Here is a 17,372-nt window from a genome sequence, read left to right as displayed (position 1 = left end):
CCGGATGAAGTCCGGAGCCCTCCCTTTCAATGGAAGATGGGGGCGTGCGCGCGAGCATTCGCCCTGGCGCCCAGCTCTGCAAGCGCGCCGAAGACCAGCCCGAGCGCGGCCCAGAGGATCGCATGCATGCCGATCGAAGTTGTGCGGAAACGCCAGAGCACCATCGCCGAAAAATTCTCCGGCACTTCGTTGATCGGCGGCAGCAGGTACTGCACGAGCCCGATGAACACGACATAGGCAAGTCCGGCTGAGATGGCACTGTTCCATGCACCCAGGCGCGGCACAAGGCGACGTGCGAGCACGACGGCTGCTACCAGCGCCGCGAGCGAAACGACGATCATCAGGAAGAAGAGCTCGGTCCTTACGCCAATCGTATCCGGGTTGCCGACTGCCGGCGGATTGGCCGGGTACTTGATATTGGGCACGAGCACCACCGCCACGAAAGCGGCGATCGAGATAACGGCAGAGGTTCCTCTAGCGCTCATGCTGCTGAACCGCCCCTGGACGAATGCGAAAACGAGCGCGAAAATGCCCCCGATCGCTATGCTGTAGGCCATGACGCCGGTAAAGAGGCCGATGCCGGCCTGGGTCGCGCGGCTGACAAGCTCGGGCTCAGCCGCCTCGCCGGCGGCCTGGGCGGCCGCCTCTTCGAATCCAATCGCCTGATCGACAAGCGGCTCCCCAAAGGTATGTGCGAAGGCAAACACCAGGACACCAGCAATCAGGCCCGCAAGCATGCCGCGAAGCAAAAGTTTTCCAACCATGTCGTGAACTCCCTTAGTGGCAGGGGAAGCCGAGGAGGTGTCGGCCGTCATGCACGAATTCGTGCACATACATGCCGTTGAAGAGCGCCATTGCGCCTTCTTCGGTGCCGACGAAATAGATGGCGATCAGCATCAGCAGGCCGCCGAAGATCGCCCACGGCAAAATCTCTCCAACGGGGATCGGGGCCGGCGCGGCGACGGGCGTAAAAGTGGTGTCAGACATGTGTTCCTCCTGGAATGACGCGTTCAGTCGAGAATTGTTGCGTGGCAGGGTCTGACTTCCAGTTTGAGGTATCCTCATCCTGGTCACAGTGGCGCGACCGCACCGGAATTTCACCGGCTTCCAAACCCACAACATCACCGTTATAGCTGCGGTCTTGAACCTGTCAACGAGACTTCATAAACCAACGGTTTATCCCTCGTAGATGCGGAGACGAACCAACGTGATGACACGCCTCACCTGGATCTGCCATGGCGCAACCGCCGCCAATCGGCAAGCGCGCTTCCCGCTCGACGAGCCGCTGGAAGAGAATGCCGCTTCCGAAGCCAAAACGCTCGCAATGCATCTGCCGCGTGCCGACAGGGTTTTCTCCAGCCCTGCCCTGCGCGCGCGGGAGACCGCTCAGACGCTCAACGTCTCCTTTGAACCCGCGCCGCTTCTGGCCGATTGCGACTATGGCCGGTGGGCCGGCCTGTCGATCGTCGCGCTCCAGCAATCCGAGCCGGACGCGCTCGTCGCCTGGATGACCAGGCCGGAGGAAGCGCCGCACGGCGGGGAGACCATCGCGGCGCTGCATGAGCGCGTGGCGCTTTGGATGAAGGACCTGCCCCGCCTGGGCGGGCACACGATCGCAGTAACTCACGCCACGGTTATCAGAGCAGCGATCGTTAAAGCCTTGCAGACCCCGATTTCGTCCTTCTGGCATATCGATATCGAACCGCTGGCAACCGTCTGCATGACAAGCAACGGCTCGCGCTGGTCGCTGCGCTTCGACCGCCCGTAGAGCATCTCGAACGCGATGCCGCCATGCACTTTTGCCGGATTTGCTCTGGGACAACCTGCTCGCTTTCCCGTGCGATACATTAGGCCAGCCTTGCGCAAGCTAATTGCGCGATAGCTAATTTGCTTCGGCTCGTCCGGACTGCATTCCTTCGTAAAGGAGGTTCGACCATGCGTTATGACTGGAGTGGCGCGCGGACAAGACGCGTACGTCTCATGCGATTGACCAGTGCCGTCATACTTCTCTTCCTCGTCGTCAGCGCTTCCATGCTGATGCGACGCTAAGCAACGGGCAAGCGTTCCACGCTTGCCCGTCTTCTTTTGTGTACATAAGCATTCACTCATAAGTGGATCGCATACCTAGAAATCGCCCTCTGGTTTCAACGAACATTTCAGACTTCACTGCTATATCCGGCTCCGGGTGGAGATGGAGTGAAGCATGCCGGTATTCTTCCGGAGCAGGGCCGGGCGCCAATGCCTCTTGCTCGTGGCGCTTGGAGTGGCGTTGTGGGCCGTAGGTGCGATGCTGGAGTTCGGAGACTGGCTGGCTGCGTTCGTCAGCGCATTTGATCGCTACGGCGCCGACAAGCTCGTGCTTGCCCTCGCCGTCGGTGGAACGATGAGCTTCGTCTATTCGGTGCTGCGTATCGCCGATCTGCGCAGGGAAATGGAATTGCGCGCCAAGGCAGAGGCCCGGGCGGACTGGACAGCCACTCACGACCATCTGACAAAGCTGCCGAACCGCTATGCTTTCGAGCGCAAGGTCCTGCGCAAGGCTCCCGCTCTGCACGACGAGATCAGTGAAGACTGGGAACGCAACGTCACTATTTTCTGCGTTGATCTCGACGGTTTCAAGAAGGTCAACGATCTCATCGGCCACAATGGAGGCGACGCGCTGTTGATCGAAGTCTCCAAGCGGATCTGCGCGATCGGCCGCGCCGACTGCGTCTACCGCTTCGGCGGCGATGAGTTCATCATTGTCGCTGCCGGGCTTTCGGACCAGCATGAAGAGCGATTTGCGCGCCTGCTGATCCAGGCGGTTACGCGTCCCGTTTATATAGATGGCTCTGCCGTCGAGGTGGGCGCAAGTGTCGGCTATGACCGATGGGCGCAAGACGACGAACCACTCGAACATGCCGCGCACAGATCGGATCTTGCCATGTATGAGGCCAAATCCCGTGGCCCGAACCACTACCTGGCATTCCAGGCCTCTATGCGAGACAAGGTGGCCATGCGTGCGTCGCTCGAAGCGAAGCTGCGCGTCGCCATCCAGAAGAAATCAATCCGCCCCTTCTACCAACCGCTGATCGACCTGAAGACCAGTAACGTCTGCGGCTTCGAAGCCCTTGCCCGCTGGACGGACGACGACGGTGCAAATATCTCGCCGCTGGTCTTCATTGGAATTGCAGAGGAGACCGGGCTGATCACCACTCTTTTCGAGGATCTGCTGGCACAAGCCTGCCGGGACGCGCTGGCCTGGGACAGTCAACTCACGCTGTCTTTCAATGTCTCGCCGGTCCAGATGGAGGATCGGTTGCTGACGACGCGCATCTTCAAAGCGCTCGCCGCGAGCGGCCTGCCCGCCCACCGCCTCGAGATAGAAATCACCGAGAATGCGCTCATCCAGGATCCGGCGAGTGCCGCTGCAATCCTGGATGAACTTCACCACGCAGGCGTCCAGATCGCGCTCGACGATTTCGGCACCGGCTATTCCAGCCTAGCCCAGCTTGCCCGCTATCGATTTGACAAGATCAAGATCGACAAGAGCTTCATCGCGACCTACCGCGACGACGAGCGACAGGAAAAAATCGTGCGCGCGATGCTGGGTCTTGGGCGCAGCCTCAACATCCAGACGACGGCAGAAGGCATCGAGGAGCAGCGGCAGCTCAGCCATCTCATGCAACTTGGCTGCGACGTCGGCCAGGGCTATCTGTTCGGCAGACCCATGCCGGCGGAAGAAGCCCTCTCCTTCCTTGCCAATCGGCACCAGGTTTTGGCCACAGGCTGACGATGCCGGACGAGCTCATCGCCCCCGCGCGTGTGCTCGATCAGCTATTTGTGATGGAACCTTTTTCAAAGTGACGACGTTTTGCGGTCGGGTCCTGAGGGCGCAACCCTTCCCGTAAGCGCATTGGCGCGACGCGGGCGCTGCGATCCAGTGATCGGCGTCTCCACTCCCGATCGTCCACATTAGCAGACTGTATCCTAGTCAAGGAGAGGGATCTACATCATGAATGTCCGCATCTTTACTGCCTCAGCAGCATTTGTCCTGCTGGCAGGCACCGTGTCGGCCGCCGATCTGGTCGCCGAGACGCCTCCGGCACCGGTCGAACAGGTTGCACCGGTCTTCACCTGGAGTGGCCCTTATCTTGGTCTGCAAGGCGGCGGCGCCTGGGGCAGCGCTGACTTCTCCGGCGTAGGGTCGGAAAACCTCAACGGTGGCCTCCTCGGCGGGTTCGTGGGCTACAACTGGCAGCTCGACAACAACATCGTGCTCGGTCTTGAGGGCGACGCATCCTACAACTGGAATGAGCAGTCGGTCGGCCTCGATGACTACAAGTTCGACACGACGGGTTCTGTCCGCGCCCGCGTCGGCTATGCGTTCGACCGCGCCCTCTTCTACGGCGCCGCCGGCTGGACCGGTGCAAAAGGACACGTAGACACGCCCGTCGGCAGCGACAGCGCGACGTTTTCTGGATGGACCGTCGGCGCCGGTCTCGACTACGCCTTTACCGACAACGTCTTCGGACGCGTCGAGTACCGCTATAACGACTATGGCAGCAAGGACCTCATGGGTGTCGACACCGACTTCAACCAGAACGTCGTAGGCGTCGGTATCGGTGTTAAATTCTAGCTGCAGCCGATAAGCCGACCCATTGGTGGAAGCACAGAAGAAGCCCGGACGTTCCGGGCTTTCTCCTTTTGGCGGTCTGCCAAGGAATGCGGGGTCGAACGACCTGAACCGACATGGCTCTGTCGCAGCACCGGCTCGACGGCTTTGCTCCGCCGATGAAACTGACCGTCGCAGCAGGACTTCGCGCTAGTAGCTGCAAGGGCGGTCGTTGTTAAATCCAAGCGCACAGGCTGAGTTCAGCGGAGCATTTCCATCCCGTTGATAGGCTGTCGAAGTACATGCCGATGCGATCATCGCAATACCGAACAGCGATCCAGCTATCACAAGTTGCCGAAATTGGTTCATCTGAACGTCTCCTTCAGAGGATCGCGCGAGATCCACGCCACGGCTACCGGGACATGACACAGCGTACGCGAACCATCTTCCCTTGCCAACGGTGCTCTTTCAACGCGGACGATCGGGCGGATGCCGAGCGAACAGAGGCATCGACGCCGACACAATCGCCGATCTCCTGCCCTGATCGGGAGACGCCGAAGTCTTGGGATTTCACAAGGAATGTCCTTCCCGAAAGAGAGGTGACAGTTCATACCTAGGTTCTCCAGATCCCAGAAGAGCTCCTCGCTGCCATGCGCACGCGAAAGGTGCGCGGCTCTATGTTTCGATCGTGCCCCTTTCCATTTTACCGAGGTAATTTTCAACTTTTGGTTGGCAATGGTGCTGCAAAAGATGGGCATGCAAACGAAAACGCGATGTGCTCCCCCGACACCAAGCTCATGCCTATGTCGTCTGGGTGGGCCAGAGATGGCGTTGCGACAGCCATATCCGGCACCAGCAAGGCGACCGTGCGGCATCCAATTTTAGTAGCTTGCGCTGTAAACCAGTGGCACCCAGTCATAGTTGGTCTCGTCCCGTCTCACGTGGCCGATCCCGGGGAAGGCATGGTGGGCACCGGCGACCAGGTATTTCTGGTCGGCTGCCTCGGCAAAGGCGATGGCGCGCGTCGCGGCAGCCGCCTTCTGCTCGACGTCGAAATCGACTGTCACCTCCGGATGGTCGTATTGCAAGACGTCGCCATGGGCGATGTCACCCCAGAACACGATCTTTTCGCCTTTGCTCTTGACGATAATACCGCTGTGGCCGGGCGTATGGCCCGCCCGCAGAACCGAACCGAAGCCTGGTATCGGGGCGGCATTGTCTGCGAAGGTTTCGAACTTACTGGCGTCGATGTAGGGACCGACACACTTCTCGGCCTGAATGATCTGCGGACCTAATCCCTTGTCCGCTCTGGCTTTGGAATCGGCTTTCAGCCAGAAGTGCTCTTCCCTTTGGTTCACATGCAGAACCGCGTTCTTAAACACCCGGTCGCCATGAGCGACCAGACCACCCGAATGATCGGCATGGATGTGGGTGAGGATCACGTCGTCGATCTCGGACGTGTTGTAGCCCGCAGCCTCAATATTGGAGACGAGCTTGCCAAGCGCCGGGCCCATCAAGTCGCCAGTGCCGGCATCGATAAGGACAAGCCTTTCACCGGTATTGACGAGGAACGCGTTGACCGAGGTTTCCGCGGAGCCCGACTGAAAATGGCCAGCGAGATAGGCTTCGGCTTCGCTCTCGACGAGATTCTTGTAAATCTTCGACATCGGCAGTTTCACCGTGCCGTCGGAGAGCGCGGTGATCTCGAAGTCGCCGAGTTTCAGCCGATAGAAGCTGGCCGCCTGTTTGCCGACGATCGGCGCCTTGGCAAAGGCGGTGGCAGGCAAGGCAGTCATGGCACCGGCGGCAAGTGTTGCGCCGGCGGCGGTGATGAGAAGCGAGCGACGGGTCTGCATTGGTAATGGTAACTCCGGGTGTTGTGGTGCTTGTTAAGGAAGCGGCCTTGAACTGACCTGTAGAACACGTATGTATCGCAGCATCAGCAATCAAATCGATGCGGCTCATGACAACTATCGATCATTTCAATTTGCGCTCCTTCGATCTCAACTTGCTTGTCGCCTTCGATGCGCTGATGGCGGAGGGCAATGTCACCAGGGCGGCGCAACGGCTCAAGATCCAGCAGCCGGCCATGAGCCATTCGCTCTCGACGTTGCGGGTCTTGCTGCAAGACGAGTTGTTCATCCGTGTCGGCCAGGTGATGCAGCCGACGGCGCGAGCCCGCAGCCTCGCTATCCCGGTGCGCCAAGCGTTACGCCAGGCACAACTGGCGCTCACCGGCGGCCAGGATTTTGATCTCGCCACGGAAGAGCGCACGTTCCGGATCGCCATGTCGCCAGAAATCGAGCTGCTGCTGATACCCGAACTGACAGCGCGCCTGCGACGCCGCGCTCCCGGCCTCAAGGTGTTGGCACGGGTGTTTCCCTATGAGGCGATGGAGCCATCACTGGAAGATGGCAGCATTGATCTGGCGGTTGGCTGCACCTATTCAAAGACGAGCCGTCGGTCGTTCGAGACGCTGTACGAACCGGAAGTGGCGTGCTGCTACAATCCGGCTCTACTGGCTCTGTCGAAACCGGTCAGCCTCGCGGCTTATCTTTCCGCCGAGCACGCGACGATCTCCCAGAACGAGACTTTGCAAGGTTGCATCAAGGATGCGTTGGAAATCGCCGGCGTCGAACTGAATGTGGTGACAGCGGCACCGGGCTACATGTCTGTGCTATCGGCCGCGCAGGCGAGTCCGGTGATCGCCACAGTGCCGAGCCGGATTGCAGATCGCTACGCTGCTCTGCTCGGGCTTGAGATCAGTCCACTGCCGATCTCGCTAACCTTTCCGCCGGTAAACATGGTCTGGGCGATCCACGCCGAGGGCGACCCGGCCAATAGCTGGCTGAGACAGCAGATCCGCGACAGTCTGGCTATGGCCAGCGCGAAGCCTTGTGTGCGGGCAGCGTAATTGGATCTGAGCAGCCCTCGTCTGCCAGTACACCTCCAGCAGACTTCTCATTCCTTTGAACGGCATGAGACAAGCCGGAAGCAACATTCGCTTTCGACTGCACCAACAGATCATTGGGCAACTGCAGCCTTGATCATGGCATAAACTGCAATCCGGTCCTGGCTGAGTTGGCGGCTTTGCCGACAAAACCGGTCATTACGCTCGCACCTTCATTGAACGACGACGGCCTCGGGGAACTTCCATTTCCCGTTCAGGATTTCGGCGTGCGGACGATAAAGCCTGACCGTATAATTCCAGCCCGGGACGATGGGGAGGCAGTTGATCACCTTGCCATCGCAGCCACCGAACTGGATATCGGAAGAGCCATCCGCACCCTTCCTCACTGTAATATTGTTGAGCGAGTAAGCGTTCAGATCGTTTTTCTGGAAATAGCCATCAGCATTGTAGAGGCTGACGGACCAGAAGCCATCGACGGGAACGTCGCCGACGTGAAGCTTGTAGACGGTCTTGCCGTCGTTCTTGGGCGGTGTGACGTTGAGATAGATGGCATCTGTTTTTCGGGAAGTCCGCAGCGTGCAGCCGTTCATCGGAGGTTAATGCTTCTTACCCCAGACTCACAGCCTGAAAGGATGCGCCTATGATGAAGAAGCTTATTTCCCCACTCGCAGCCATGGTCCTGGCTACATCTTTCGCCCTGCCCCTAAACGCCACGCCGATCGTCGTGCCGAAGGCAGTACCTATCCACGCCGCTGACGTCGAGCTCGTCAAAGACAAGAGTCATGGTAATGGGTATGCGTATGGCCACTCGAAACGGCGGTACGCTGACCGCGACTGCCGGTACGACGGCAACTGCTACTCTCGCCCATACGGATACCGCAGCTATCCGAGTTACTATGGCTATCCTCGGCACTACGGCGGCTATCCTGACTACAACGGCTACCAACGGAGGTCGGGAGTAACCGTCTATTTTGACTTCTAGCCGGTATCGGTGTCCTGTACAGGGCAAGCATTGAAAAGGCCCGGCGCTGGGAAAACGTCGGGCCCTATTTCTGCTGGCGCCTCGAGGTCGGGGACGCTTCGCCTCGCCTGTCTTGCCAGGGATCGGAAGGGACCGGGCAGAGGGAAATTCCTCCTTCTTTCCCCCTTCTCCCGACGTCCGAAATCCGGACACCGTGTCCACACTTTGTTGTCGTCACCTTCCGCAATCCTCATGCACTCCGTCTCAGTCGACATGCCATGTTGATGCTTGCCATGGATGAAACGGGATGGCGGCCGGACACAGGGGACTAAATAGGTACGATCCGGCCTGTTGCGTGTTGCAGCCTTTCAATACCGGAGTGTTTCTTGATTTTCAGCCAACCAATTGAAACCATTGAAAGTTGACCGGTAGCGGAGGACCGTTTGCACGCATCCCCCCGCTTTACGATAGGTCGCCTGAACGTCGGCTGAGTATGCGGCTTTGCGCTACTCAGCGGACGTTAGCCTTGACTTGATGGGTGACCGATTTGGGGCCGACAGCAGACCGGCGGCCCCGGGAATCCGCACTGAGTTAGTAGACGTTCAATCCTTAATTGCTATGGACTAAGAGAGGCGCCGACGCGGCCGTCCGATGTTTTCACGGGATCGACCAGTGGCCTGGCCACCTTCGGCACGCCACGCTTATTCTTCCAGCCTTCGATACTCCCCCATATTCCATCTGTTGTCGACTTTACGAGGGAGCTAAAGCCGTGAATTGACCGCCGTACAGAATTGGACCTTGCCCAATGAAAATGCTCTAACAAGCATATTGCAAGGAGCATTCATGCACGGCAGCGTTTCAAGCGTCGACTTCCTCCAAGGGGGCGGCGAAATGGGGAGGCTCACCCGATCGTTCGATTGGGCAAGTACATCTCTGGGTCCGCCGGAACAGTGGCCACAGAGCCTGCGGCTTACCGTTCGCCTTGTCCTCAGTTCCCAACAGCCGATGTTCATCTGGTGGGGCCCTGACCTAATCCAGTTTTACAACGACGCCTATTCAAGGACTATGGGCCCTGAACGCCATCCGAGTGCCCTAGGAGCCTTTGGTCGGGTGTGCTGGATGGAGATATGGGATATCATCGGTCCGCAAGTTGATCATGTAATGTCGGGTTTTGGATCCACATGGGACGAAGACCGATTGGTTCCCGTCACCCGCAACGGCAAGCGCGAGGACGTCTGGTGGACATACGGTTACAATCCGATCGATTTCGAAGGAGGGATCGGCGGCGTCCTTGTCGTCTGCAACGACGTCACGAAAGAACACGTCGCGGTCGCAGCACTCAGAAATCAGACATTGAGGCTTCAGCAACTGTTCGAGCAGGCTCCGGGGTTTACGGCAGTTCTCAGTGGACCTGATCACGTATTCGAGATGACGAACTCCGCCTATCGCAAACTGATCGGTCCTCGAGATTATATTGGGCGACCGGTTCGCGACGTGGTGCCGGAAGCCGACGGCCAGGGCTTTTTCGAGCTACTCGATGGCGTGTATCTGTCAGGTAGCGCCCATATCGGAACAAGAGTGCCGCTCACTTTGCGGTTCGATGAACACGGGCCGGGAAAAGAAACGTTCCTCGACTTCCTCTACCAGCCGATTTTCGATCTCGACGGATCAGTTTCGGGCGTGTTCGTTCAAGGCGCCGACGTGACCGAGCATGTCAGATCAGAAGAACGCCTGCGTCTGCTCAACGAGGAACTCAAGCACCGTGTGAAGAACACGCTGGCAATGGTCAGCGCGATTGCCAGCCAGACCCTTCGCGAGACCGGACGCGATGACGCACTGCGGGCGTTTATCGCAAGGCTCGGTGCATTCGCAATGGCGCACGACATCCTGACGGCGAACGCGTGGGCGACAGCAGAAATCGGTGTCGTCGTCGAGAACGCCCTCAATCCACACAGGGACGGTGACGACAGGTTCATTGTCTCGGGACCGCCGATCATGCTTGGCGCGAAACAGTCCCTATCTCTGGCGCTCGCGATCCACGAACTTGCGACCAATGCCGCCAAATACGGTGCACTGTCTGACGAGCGTGGCCGTGTCACTGTGACGTGGGACAGCGTACAAATGCCTGATGGGCCAGTCTTTCGATTCACCTGGATCGAGGCGAACGGCCCGCCCGTTGGCATTCCGACCTCCAGAGGCTTCGGGTCTCAACTGATTGAACGATTGCTTCATGCAGACTTTGGCACATCGCCGACGATTGCGTACTTTGCTGACGGTCTGACTTGCACCCTGGAAACTCCGATGTCCAAGCTCGACAATGTACTATCGTCACCGTTCGGCGAAGCCAAGATGTGACGTCGCAAGTGGTCGGGTTCCAGGCCATCAATCTATCATGGCCAGGGCGGTGACAGAGTCTACCAGTGAACGCCGGAGCAGTTGTTTGCTTGAGCGCTGACAGCGGCCCGGACGGATTTCGCCCACGTCCATCTCATTCCTGTTTCCACCAGCATCGAACCGATAACTATCAACGAAAACGGGGAACACCATGACATCGCTCCGAGGCAAGGTCTGGCGGTTGGGGCGTCTCATCGAAGCGATATGCTATTCTTGCGGCGAACCGCCTAGTCCTTGCGTATCTGCAATACGTGCAAGCGATGCGTCCTCAGGCAGCAGATAAACCTTTTCGATCATCCGATCGAGCAGATCCCGTTCCAGCCGCAATGCCGGCTTGCGGCTTTCCGGCAGGACCTCGTCGAGATTGTCGATCATCGCGCGGAGCCTACGTGCGATCTGAAGATTTTCCGTTCCGTAGATCCTGATCTCGCGGCAGGTGAGCTGCACAAAGTCCTCCCAGTCTGGTACCGGCAACACGACGCGCAGGCGACCTTGGGCGTCGCATACGTGTTCATTCCCCAGTTCGCGGCGCCCGACACTACGTAGCAGCCGGTGCAGCTGATCGATTGCCATGACGGCTGTCGTCGGGTCGTTTATCGCCTTCGAGAGGGCCTTGGTGGCGATGTCGACGATGACCCTGAACGCGAAGGTGGGATCCTGCTCGATGGTTCGCTCGCGCCCGAAGGCAATGGTACCGCGTAGATCGTGGTCGGCAATCGCCGCGGCACCGCCATAGAGGCGAAACAACGGTTGTCGTTGCGACACGAAGTCACCGATGCGCGCTGTGAGCTCGATGATCCCGTCTGCCTGCTGCGCATGGGCCGTCAGCCCCTTCACATCGACGGCGAGAATGATGGCGGAGGAGTGGGGATGCGCGACGATGCGCGTTGGCTCTCCACACCACTCGTGTGGCCGCGGCTCTCCGTCGTCGTTTGACAGGGGAGCGGGGTAGATAAGGTCGAGGACCCCGAAGCCTTGCTCGGCGACGCGATGGATGATGCTGACGGGCCGCAGCATGCGAGCCGAGTAGTCGATGAAAAAGAGGAAGGCGCCCAGCGAGCTCATGCCGAGAACACCCGAAATCCAAACGATAAATGCCGGAGCGGACGTGTTTATGCGACTTATCACGCCGATTGCACAAAGCAGTGTGCAAATAAACAGTCCGACAGTGAAGCGGATTACATTGTCGCGCAGCAGCGTGGTCGCGATAATCCGGGGCGTGAGCTGCCCACTTGCGATCTGGATCGCGACGAGCAGGGAGCCGAACGTGAAGACCAAAAAAGAAAGCGCCAGACTGATGATGGCCTGCATCGCTGCGACGGTACCCTCGGTGCCGAGCGGCCAGGCCGGGACCCACATCCACTCCCCGAGTGCAAGCGCGGTGCGAAAGATGATCTGCTGAACAACGACCGCGAAGAACGGCACGATCCACAATGAGGATCGCAGGAAGCTCCTCAGCGCGTACAGCTTGCTCCAGCTCATTTGGTTCTACCCCCTTATCAAGATCCAACCGAGCGCTCGGATGCCTGACAACGGACGATCCGCCCCCAGCGATCAGGAACCCTTCCCCTTAGCCTTCTGAGCATGCCTTTGCAATCATGCCGTGAGGCATTGACCATGTTCAATCTAATTAACGGTCTGGAATGTATGGGTTGTTTGGGCATATGACTCGGACAGTACCGACGGGAAGATCATGTTCCGCCTCATCCGCCTCTAGAACAATACAACCGTTTGGTGGACCGCCAAGCCGTTGCAGGCCGACCGCGACCGGATCGCAGCAGAGCTTGCGATGGTCCCCTCGTCGCTGAAGATCGAGCTGCATCCGCATGCCCCGGCGCAATACCGGAATGCGGTGGAGAAGCTGGCGGACAGATTGAACGACCTCGACGACGGGGTTGATGCAGAGGCAATCGCCGCCGTGTGCGGACTCGTCGATAGCGTCGCTGTTCACGACACTGTCACCGGAGGAGTTGAGGTGGAAGTAGTCGGTCACCTCTCAGCATTGATCGGGCCGCCTGCCGAAATGCTGGGGGGACGTGTGGTAGCGGCGGACCGTTTACACACATCCCCCCGCTTTACGATAGGTCGCCTCAATGTCGGCTAAGTAGGCGGGGTTGCGCCAAATAGGGGTCGATTGCGACGCTACGTTAATAGAGAAGCGTCCGGGCAGATACCCTAGTTCCTTGTACCCCTTTTAGGGCAATCCTAGTGTTGCCAAACCTGTGGTAGTATCCAGCGCTCGGGAGAGGTACAGGCCAAAAGCACGGCGTTGCTCGGGGCGAAGTCGCGTCGAAAGGCATCACGTCCGCATTTTGCGTATTTACCAAAGTCTTCCTGCTACGAGCCGCTCGCTCCTCTCGGGCATAACAAATGGGGAACCGTTCGTCGCGCCATGCAGTCAGATCGTATCCGCAGAAATGAACGGGCACCCTTTATGCCCTTATGCAATCCATAAAACGGAGAGTAGGCATCATGAGCAGCATGAGAAACCTTTGCTTCGGTCTGCTGGCTTCAGCGCTGACGACCGCGCTCGCTGGACCAGCAGTGGCACAGCAACAATCTCCCAAACCCAATATCCTCGTCATCATGGGCGACGATGTCGGCTGGTTCAATATTGGCGCCTATCACCGGGGGATCATGTCCGGCAAGACGCCCAACCTCGACAAACTGGCCGCCGGCGGCATGATGTTCACCGACTATTATGCGGAAGCAAGTTGCACCGCTGGTCGGGCGAGTTTCATCACCGGAGAAATCCCACTGCGCACCGGTTTAACGACCGTCGGGCAGGCGGGCGCTGATGTTGGCATGCCCGACAAGGCGTCAACGATCGCGGCCGCGCTCAAGACCGAAGGCTATGCGACCGGCCAGTTCGGAAAGAACCATCTCGGCGACCTGAACAAGTTTCTGCCGACCCTGCACGGCTTCGATGAGTTCTTTGGCTACCTCTATCACCTCGATGCCATGTCCGACCCCTATTGGTATTCGTTTCCGAATGACCAGTCGTACCGTGACAAGGTCGGGCCTCGCAATCTGGTCCACAGCTTCGCCACGACCACCGACGACGCAACCGTGCAGCCGCGCTGGGGCAAGATCGGCAAGCAGAAGATTGTCGACGAAGGCCCCTTGGCCCCGTACCCCGACATGTCCAACGTGCCTAACATGCATGACATAACGCCCAAGGCCAAGTACGACATGGGTACGTTTGACGACGTGCTGGTCAAGGCTTCGTGCGATTTCATGGACAAGGCCAAAACTGACGGCAAACCGTTTTTCGTCTGGCACAACACGACGCGCATGCACGTCTGGACGTTTCTGTCGCCCAAGTACCAGGCCCTCATGAACAGCGACACCAACTACGGCCTCGAAGAAGCTGGCATGGCGCAGCTCGACGACAGTGTCGGCGCTATCATGAAATGTGTCGAGGATGCAGGCGAGACCGACAACACCATCGTCATTTTCACCACCGACAATGGCGCAGAGGTGTTCACCTGGCCTGACGGCGGCATGACGCCGTTCAAGGGCACCAAGGGTACCGTGATGGAGGGTGGCTTCCGCGCACCGGCCATCATCCGCTGGCCGGGCAAGGTCAAGCCGGCAACGGTAGAGAACGGGATTTTCTCCGCGTTGGATTGGTTCCCTACGCTGGTGGCGGCGGCAGGAAATCCCGACATTACCGACGAGTTGCTCAAGGGCGTGAAGCTCGGTGACACCACCTACAAAAACCACCTTGATGGCTACAATCAGCTGGACCTGCTGTTGGGCAAATCACCCTCTGCACGCCATGAGTTCTTCTACTTCGGTGGCCCGCAGCTCGGAGCGGTTCGCATCGACGACTTCAAGTACCAGTTCTTCCAGCAGCCGCAGGGCTGGCCGGGTGCGAAGGTAACGACCGACATGCCCACGATGGTCAATATCCGCCAGGATCCCTTCGAGCGGACGCCGTCGATTGGCGGGCAGAGCCTCAATGACCTCGGTGGAGGCTACATGAACGACTTCTATGCTCGCGAATTCTGGCGTTTCGTCAGTGTTCAGCAGGAAGTCGGCAAACTTGCGCTCACGGCAATTGACTATCCGCCGATGCAGGACCCGGCATCCTTCAACCTGGAGGCCGTAAAGAGGCAGATCGATGCGGCGATCAAGAACAAGCCGGGCAACTGAAGAGCCCAACGCGAGACGGGTGGCCGGAAGGGCCGCCCGTTTGCTTTCTTGGAAGGCTTTGGGCCGATTGGGTCGTGTGGGTAAGACGCTGGACCGTTTGCACACATCCGCCTGCTTTACGACAGGTCGCCTGAACGTCGGCTGAGTTGGCCGCTCAACACCCAACATCGGAGTGAAATGTTCTAAGACTGGATGGCTAACCGGATACTCCCGGACCGGCATCGGCCGTCATCGGTTTCGGCACGGCTTTGATACCGTTCTCCCTGAACGCGTTCTGCACCGCAATCAAGGGTGCGCGGCGGATCATCGACTGCTTGCCGGGTTTTGCTGTGAACGCTGCCTTGATGATCAGCGTGCCGTCCTCAACGTCGCCGATTCCTTTACTCTTGAAGGTCTCGATGAGCTGCCGCGCGTGCATATCTGGGTCGATCGGGTCGATGGATCAGCGGACAGTTGAGGTGACGGTCGATTTTGCCGAAGTCTGGCGTTATGTGCTTTCGCGCGCTTGGCAGTTATCCATGGGTAACCCAGGGACGGCCTGAAGCAGCGCCGGGCTGTCACCCCGGGGTCTTCCCGGCGGACCACGCCAAGGGCAACCCGCGTGTAGATGCCGCTCTCGCCAACGCCAAATCAGCGGGGTGCAAGCCATGGCCGACCACGCACGCGGCTGCCAAGACCGGGAATACCTCTACACATACGGGTATGCCGCCGAGAAAGGACGCGCTGGTCCGCGAACTGGTGGCGGCGCTAAGAGATACACTCGGATATGTGCCGTACTGAAGCGGCAGGAAGCGTACGATGCCTTGGTCCGCCCGGGAAGCGAAACGGTTTCATTTTGATAGTCTTCCCTTTCAAAGGCCACAAGCTCCGCTTAGATCGGCCTTTGGTTGAAGATCGGGGCGTATTTTTCGAATACCTCCACGATCACGGCACCGTCGGCGCGGCCCCGCTAAAAGTGGACGGACAAGCCCACGATCGGGCCTTGCAGGACCACGTCGAAAACGAACCCGTTGTCACTATAGTCCACGCCAAGCGCCCGGTACCCGGCCTCCGCCGAAAAGGTGTTGTTGAACTTATAGCCGAGACCCGCGCCGACATCCCAATCGACGTCGGCGCCGCCACCGCCCACGAGGCCCCACCCAGTGGCGTAGATTTGTGGCGTGAAGAAATAGTTGCCCTTCAAACCGGCCACCGCGTCAACCCAGCTCTTGGTGCTCTCGCCCTTGGCGCCACTGATCAAGCCGCCGTTAAAGGAAATCGAGTTGTCGAGCGACCAGACCCTTGCCCCGCCGACGATGTCCAAGTGCCCGTTCGGCGCGTCGAGAAGCGCATAGCCTGCGCCCAGGAAGCCGGTAAAGGTCTTGGAGGTGACCTCGACATTGTTGGCGATAATGCCCCTCGGCGTAGAGGTGTCGTTCGAGAGCTTCACATATACGGCGTCGCCGATAATGCTGTAGCGATCATTCCGCGCCTCGCCCGTCGCCATCGCGCCGAAATCGAGATTCTTCAGGATGTCGCCGAAGTCGGCGTTAATGTTGGCTTGAGGCAGCCGGCCCACGCCGACATCTCCCGATATTCCCGCCACCCAGATATAGGGTGAGATTGTGTAGGACCATCCCGAGGGTGTCTCGACCGGCGTCGGGGCCGGCGCAAGCGGCGTCATATCCGCAGCTTCCGTCGAGGAGATCGGAAGCATGGCAGCAAGAATCACGGCTGCACACATCGTTGCACGCTTGGCTCGTATCATCGCATTCCCTCTCTGATGTTGCCCGACGCGAGCCGAACGCCGGAATGCGTCGTTATGTCCCCGATTGCCACTTTATGGCGGACGGAAACGATCTGTCCACTTTCAATACTGTACGAGGTCACAAAGTGGCAGGATGTGGCTTTGGAGACGCATCGGCTGTCCCTTGGGCGAAGCCTGTGCCAAGACGGTTGACCTCGAAAGTAAGCGACAGGGGTCGCCCACATGGTGGTGTGAAACATTCACGGGCACCTGCAGTAAATCCGCCCATATGCATCGCCGACTTGGACGCAACCCAGCCTGTAAACCGATGCACCGACCGCCGCTCCAACGGTAACAGTCCGACGTGTCGTTCGCCATGTCACGCTAGCATAGAAAGGGGGCGTCCGACGCGAGCCTGAGCCTCAGCGACGAATGAGCCGTTTCCACCGCTGGGAAGCAGGAGGGCAATGCGCCTGCCAGCGCGATTAACCTATTTTATATGGGTCATTGGCGAACTCTCGTCCTGCCGCGCTTGGCCCCAGGCCGCCCGCTGCGTCTCTCGGCGCGACGGCTCCGAAGCGCTCTCTCTAACTGGTCACGCAGTCGGGGCCGAATTTCCACCTAGACC

The 17,372-nt window shown here is 59.0% G+C and carries 15 protein-coding genes; 8 read left to right on the top strand and 7 right to left on the bottom strand.

Annotated elements, in window-relative coordinates:
* Nucleotides 1-26 precede the first annotated feature (26 nt).
* Both AC1D2R_RS24600 and AC1D2R_RS24595 read right to left on the bottom strand, forming a co-directional pair.
* Complete coding sequence (locus AC1D2R_RS24600; protein WP_477971399.1) at nucleotides 27-764, bottom strand: CbtA family protein; 738 nt, start codon at nucleotides 762-764, stop codon at nucleotides 27-29.
* Between the two features lie 13 nt (nucleotides 765-777).
* Nucleotides 778-987, bottom strand: coding sequence for a CbtB domain-containing protein (locus AC1D2R_RS24595; RefSeq protein WP_010060821.1), 210 nt, complete (start codon nucleotides 985-987; stop codon nucleotides 778-780).
* 223 nt (nucleotides 988-1,210) lie between these two features.
* Between AC1D2R_RS24595 and AC1D2R_RS24590 the strand changes: the two genes are divergently transcribed.
* The 3 genes from AC1D2R_RS24590 to AC1D2R_RS24580 all read left to right on the top strand — a co-directional run bounded on the left by AC1D2R_RS24590 (nucleotide 1,211) and on the right by AC1D2R_RS24580 (nucleotide 4,618).
* On the top strand, nucleotides 1,211-1,768 hold the full coding sequence (locus AC1D2R_RS24590; RefSeq protein ID WP_477971397.1) for a histidine phosphatase family protein: 558 nt from the start codon (nucleotides 1,211-1,213) through the stop codon (nucleotides 1,766-1,768).
* A gap of 435 nt (nucleotides 1,769-2,203) precedes the next feature.
* A complete protein-coding gene (locus AC1D2R_RS24585; protein ID WP_477971395.1) occupies nucleotides 2,204-3,772 on the top strand; it encodes a putative bifunctional diguanylate cyclase/phosphodiesterase in 1,569 nt (522 codons plus the stop codon).
* 222 nt (nucleotides 3,773-3,994) lie between these two features.
* Nucleotides 3,995-4,618, top strand: a complete 624-nt coding sequence (locus AC1D2R_RS24580; RefSeq protein ID WP_477971393.1) for an outer membrane protein — start codon at nucleotides 3,995-3,997, stop codon at nucleotides 4,616-4,618.
* A gap of 857 nt (nucleotides 4,619-5,475) precedes the next feature.
* Here the strand turns inward: AC1D2R_RS24580 and AC1D2R_RS24575 are convergent.
* Nucleotides 5,476-6,450: an MBL fold metallo-hydrolase gene (locus AC1D2R_RS24575; protein WP_477971391.1), complete on the bottom strand. Its 975-nt coding sequence runs from the start codon at nucleotides 6,448-6,450 to the stop codon at nucleotides 5,476-5,478.
* 107 nt (nucleotides 6,451-6,557) lie between these two features.
* Between AC1D2R_RS24575 and AC1D2R_RS24570 the strand changes: the two genes are divergently transcribed.
* Complete coding sequence (locus tag AC1D2R_RS24570; RefSeq protein ID WP_477971389.1) at nucleotides 6,558-7,508, top strand: LysR family transcriptional regulator; 951 nt, start codon at nucleotides 6,558-6,560, stop codon at nucleotides 7,506-7,508.
* 209 nt (nucleotides 7,509-7,717) lie between these two features.
* Here the strand turns inward: AC1D2R_RS24570 and AC1D2R_RS24565 are convergent, their stop codons facing one another.
* A complete protein-coding gene (locus tag AC1D2R_RS24565; RefSeq protein WP_477971387.1) occupies nucleotides 7,718-8,095 on the bottom strand; it encodes a DUF1214 domain-containing protein in 378 nt (125 codons plus the stop codon).
* A gap of 50 nt (nucleotides 8,096-8,145) precedes the next feature.
* Here AC1D2R_RS24565 and AC1D2R_RS24560 point away from each other — a divergent pair, with 50 nt between their 5' ends.
* Both AC1D2R_RS24560 and AC1D2R_RS24555 read left to right on the top strand, forming a co-directional pair.
* A complete protein-coding gene (locus AC1D2R_RS24560) occupies nucleotides 8,146-8,487 on the top strand; it encodes a hypothetical protein (protein WP_477971385.1) in 342 nt (113 codons plus the stop codon).
* A gap of 1,140 nt (nucleotides 8,488-9,627) precedes the next feature.
* A complete protein-coding gene (locus AC1D2R_RS24555) occupies nucleotides 9,628-10,821 on the top strand; it encodes a sensor histidine kinase (RefSeq protein WP_477971383.1) in 1,194 nt (397 codons plus the stop codon).
* A 246-nt stretch (nucleotides 10,822-11,067) separates the two neighbouring features.
* Here the strand turns inward: AC1D2R_RS24555 and AC1D2R_RS24550 are convergent, their stop codons facing one another.
* Nucleotides 11,068-12,342, bottom strand: coding sequence for a DUF2254 domain-containing protein (locus AC1D2R_RS24550; RefSeq protein ID WP_477971381.1), 1,275 nt, complete (start codon nucleotides 12,340-12,342; stop codon nucleotides 11,068-11,070).
* A gap of 268 nt (nucleotides 12,343-12,610) precedes the next feature.
* On the opposite strand from AC1D2R_RS24550, the gene AC1D2R_RS24545 reads away from it, so the two are divergent.
* Together AC1D2R_RS24545 and AC1D2R_RS24540 are read left to right on the top strand one after the other, a co-directional pair.
* Complete coding sequence (locus tag AC1D2R_RS24545; RefSeq protein WP_477971379.1) at nucleotides 12,611-12,964, top strand: hypothetical protein; 354 nt, start codon at nucleotides 12,611-12,613, stop codon at nucleotides 12,962-12,964.
* A 368-nt stretch (nucleotides 12,965-13,332) separates the two neighbouring features.
* Nucleotides 13,333-15,018 carry an arylsulfatase gene (locus tag AC1D2R_RS24540; protein ID WP_477971377.1) on the top strand — a complete coding sequence of 562 codons (1,686 nt, stop codon included), beginning with the start codon at nucleotides 13,333-13,335 and terminating at the stop codon, nucleotides 15,016-15,018.
* Between the two features lie 196 nt (nucleotides 15,019-15,214).
* On the opposite strand, the gene AC1D2R_RS24535 is transcribed toward AC1D2R_RS24540, so the two are convergent.
* Nucleotides 15,215-15,436 (bottom strand): hypothetical protein, encoded by a 222-nt coding sequence (locus tag AC1D2R_RS24535; protein WP_477971375.1) that lies wholly within the window; start codon nucleotides 15,434-15,436, stop codon nucleotides 15,215-15,217.
* Nucleotides 15,437-15,967: 531 nt separating this feature from the next.
* Nucleotides 15,968-16,765, bottom strand: a complete 798-nt coding sequence (locus tag AC1D2R_RS24530; protein ID WP_477971373.1) for a hypothetical protein — start codon at nucleotides 16,763-16,765, stop codon at nucleotides 15,968-15,970.
* Nucleotides 16,766-17,372 lie beyond the last annotated feature (607 nt).

The sequence above is a fragment of the Rhizobium sp. P1_C7 genome, from assembly GCF_056406295.1.
This window is presented reverse-complemented; position numbering and strand designations above follow the sequence as displayed.

What these genes read in the sequence shown, in the direction of transcription:
- AC1D2R_RS24535 (WP_477971375.1), bottom strand. Translation starts at nt 15,436, where the DNA reads ATGCACGCGCGGCAGCTCATCGAGACCTTCAAGAGTAAAGGAATCGGC.
- AC1D2R_RS24530 (WP_477971373.1), bottom strand. Translation starts at nt 16,765, where the DNA reads ATGATACGAGCCAAGCGTGCAACGATGTGTGCAGCCGTGATTCTTGCT.
- AC1D2R_RS24600 (WP_477971399.1), bottom strand. Translation starts at nt 764, where the DNA reads ATGGTTGGAAAACTTTTGCTTCGCGGCATGCTTGCGGGCCTGATTGCT.
- AC1D2R_RS24580 (WP_477971393.1), top strand. Translation starts at nt 3,995, where the DNA reads ATGAATGTCCGCATCTTTACTGCCTCAGCAGCATTTGTCCTGCTGGCA.
- AC1D2R_RS24565 (WP_477971387.1), bottom strand. Translation starts at nt 8,095, where the DNA reads ATGAACGGCTGCACGCTGCGGACTTCCCGAAAAACAGATGCCATCTAT.
- AC1D2R_RS24540 (WP_477971377.1), top strand. Translation starts at nt 13,333, where the DNA reads ATGAGCAGCATGAGAAACCTTTGCTTCGGTCTGCTGGCTTCAGCGCTG.
- AC1D2R_RS24585 (WP_477971395.1), top strand. Translation starts at nt 2,204, where the DNA reads ATGCCGGTATTCTTCCGGAGCAGGGCCGGGCGCCAATGCCTCTTGCTC.
- AC1D2R_RS24555 (WP_477971383.1), top strand. Translation starts at nt 9,628, where the DNA reads ATGTCGGGTTTTGGATCCACATGGGACGAAGACCGATTGGTTCCCGTC.
- AC1D2R_RS24590 (WP_477971397.1), top strand. Translation starts at nt 1,211, where the DNA reads ATGACACGCCTCACCTGGATCTGCCATGGCGCAACCGCCGCCAATCGG.
- AC1D2R_RS24560 (WP_477971385.1), top strand. Translation starts at nt 8,146, where the DNA reads ATGATGAAGAAGCTTATTTCCCCACTCGCAGCCATGGTCCTGGCTACA.
- AC1D2R_RS24595 (WP_010060821.1), bottom strand. Translation starts at nt 987, where the DNA reads ATGTCTGACACCACTTTTACGCCCGTCGCCGCGCCGGCCCCGATCCCC.
- AC1D2R_RS24570 (WP_477971389.1), top strand. Translation starts at nt 6,558, where the DNA reads ATGACAACTATCGATCATTTCAATTTGCGCTCCTTCGATCTCAACTTG.
- AC1D2R_RS24575 (WP_477971391.1), bottom strand. Translation starts at nt 6,450, where the DNA reads ATGCAGACCCGTCGCTCGCTTCTCATCACCGCCGCCGGCGCAACACTT.
- AC1D2R_RS24550 (WP_477971381.1), bottom strand. Translation starts at nt 12,342, where the DNA reads ATGAGCTGGAGCAAGCTGTACGCGCTGAGGAGCTTCCTGCGATCCTCA.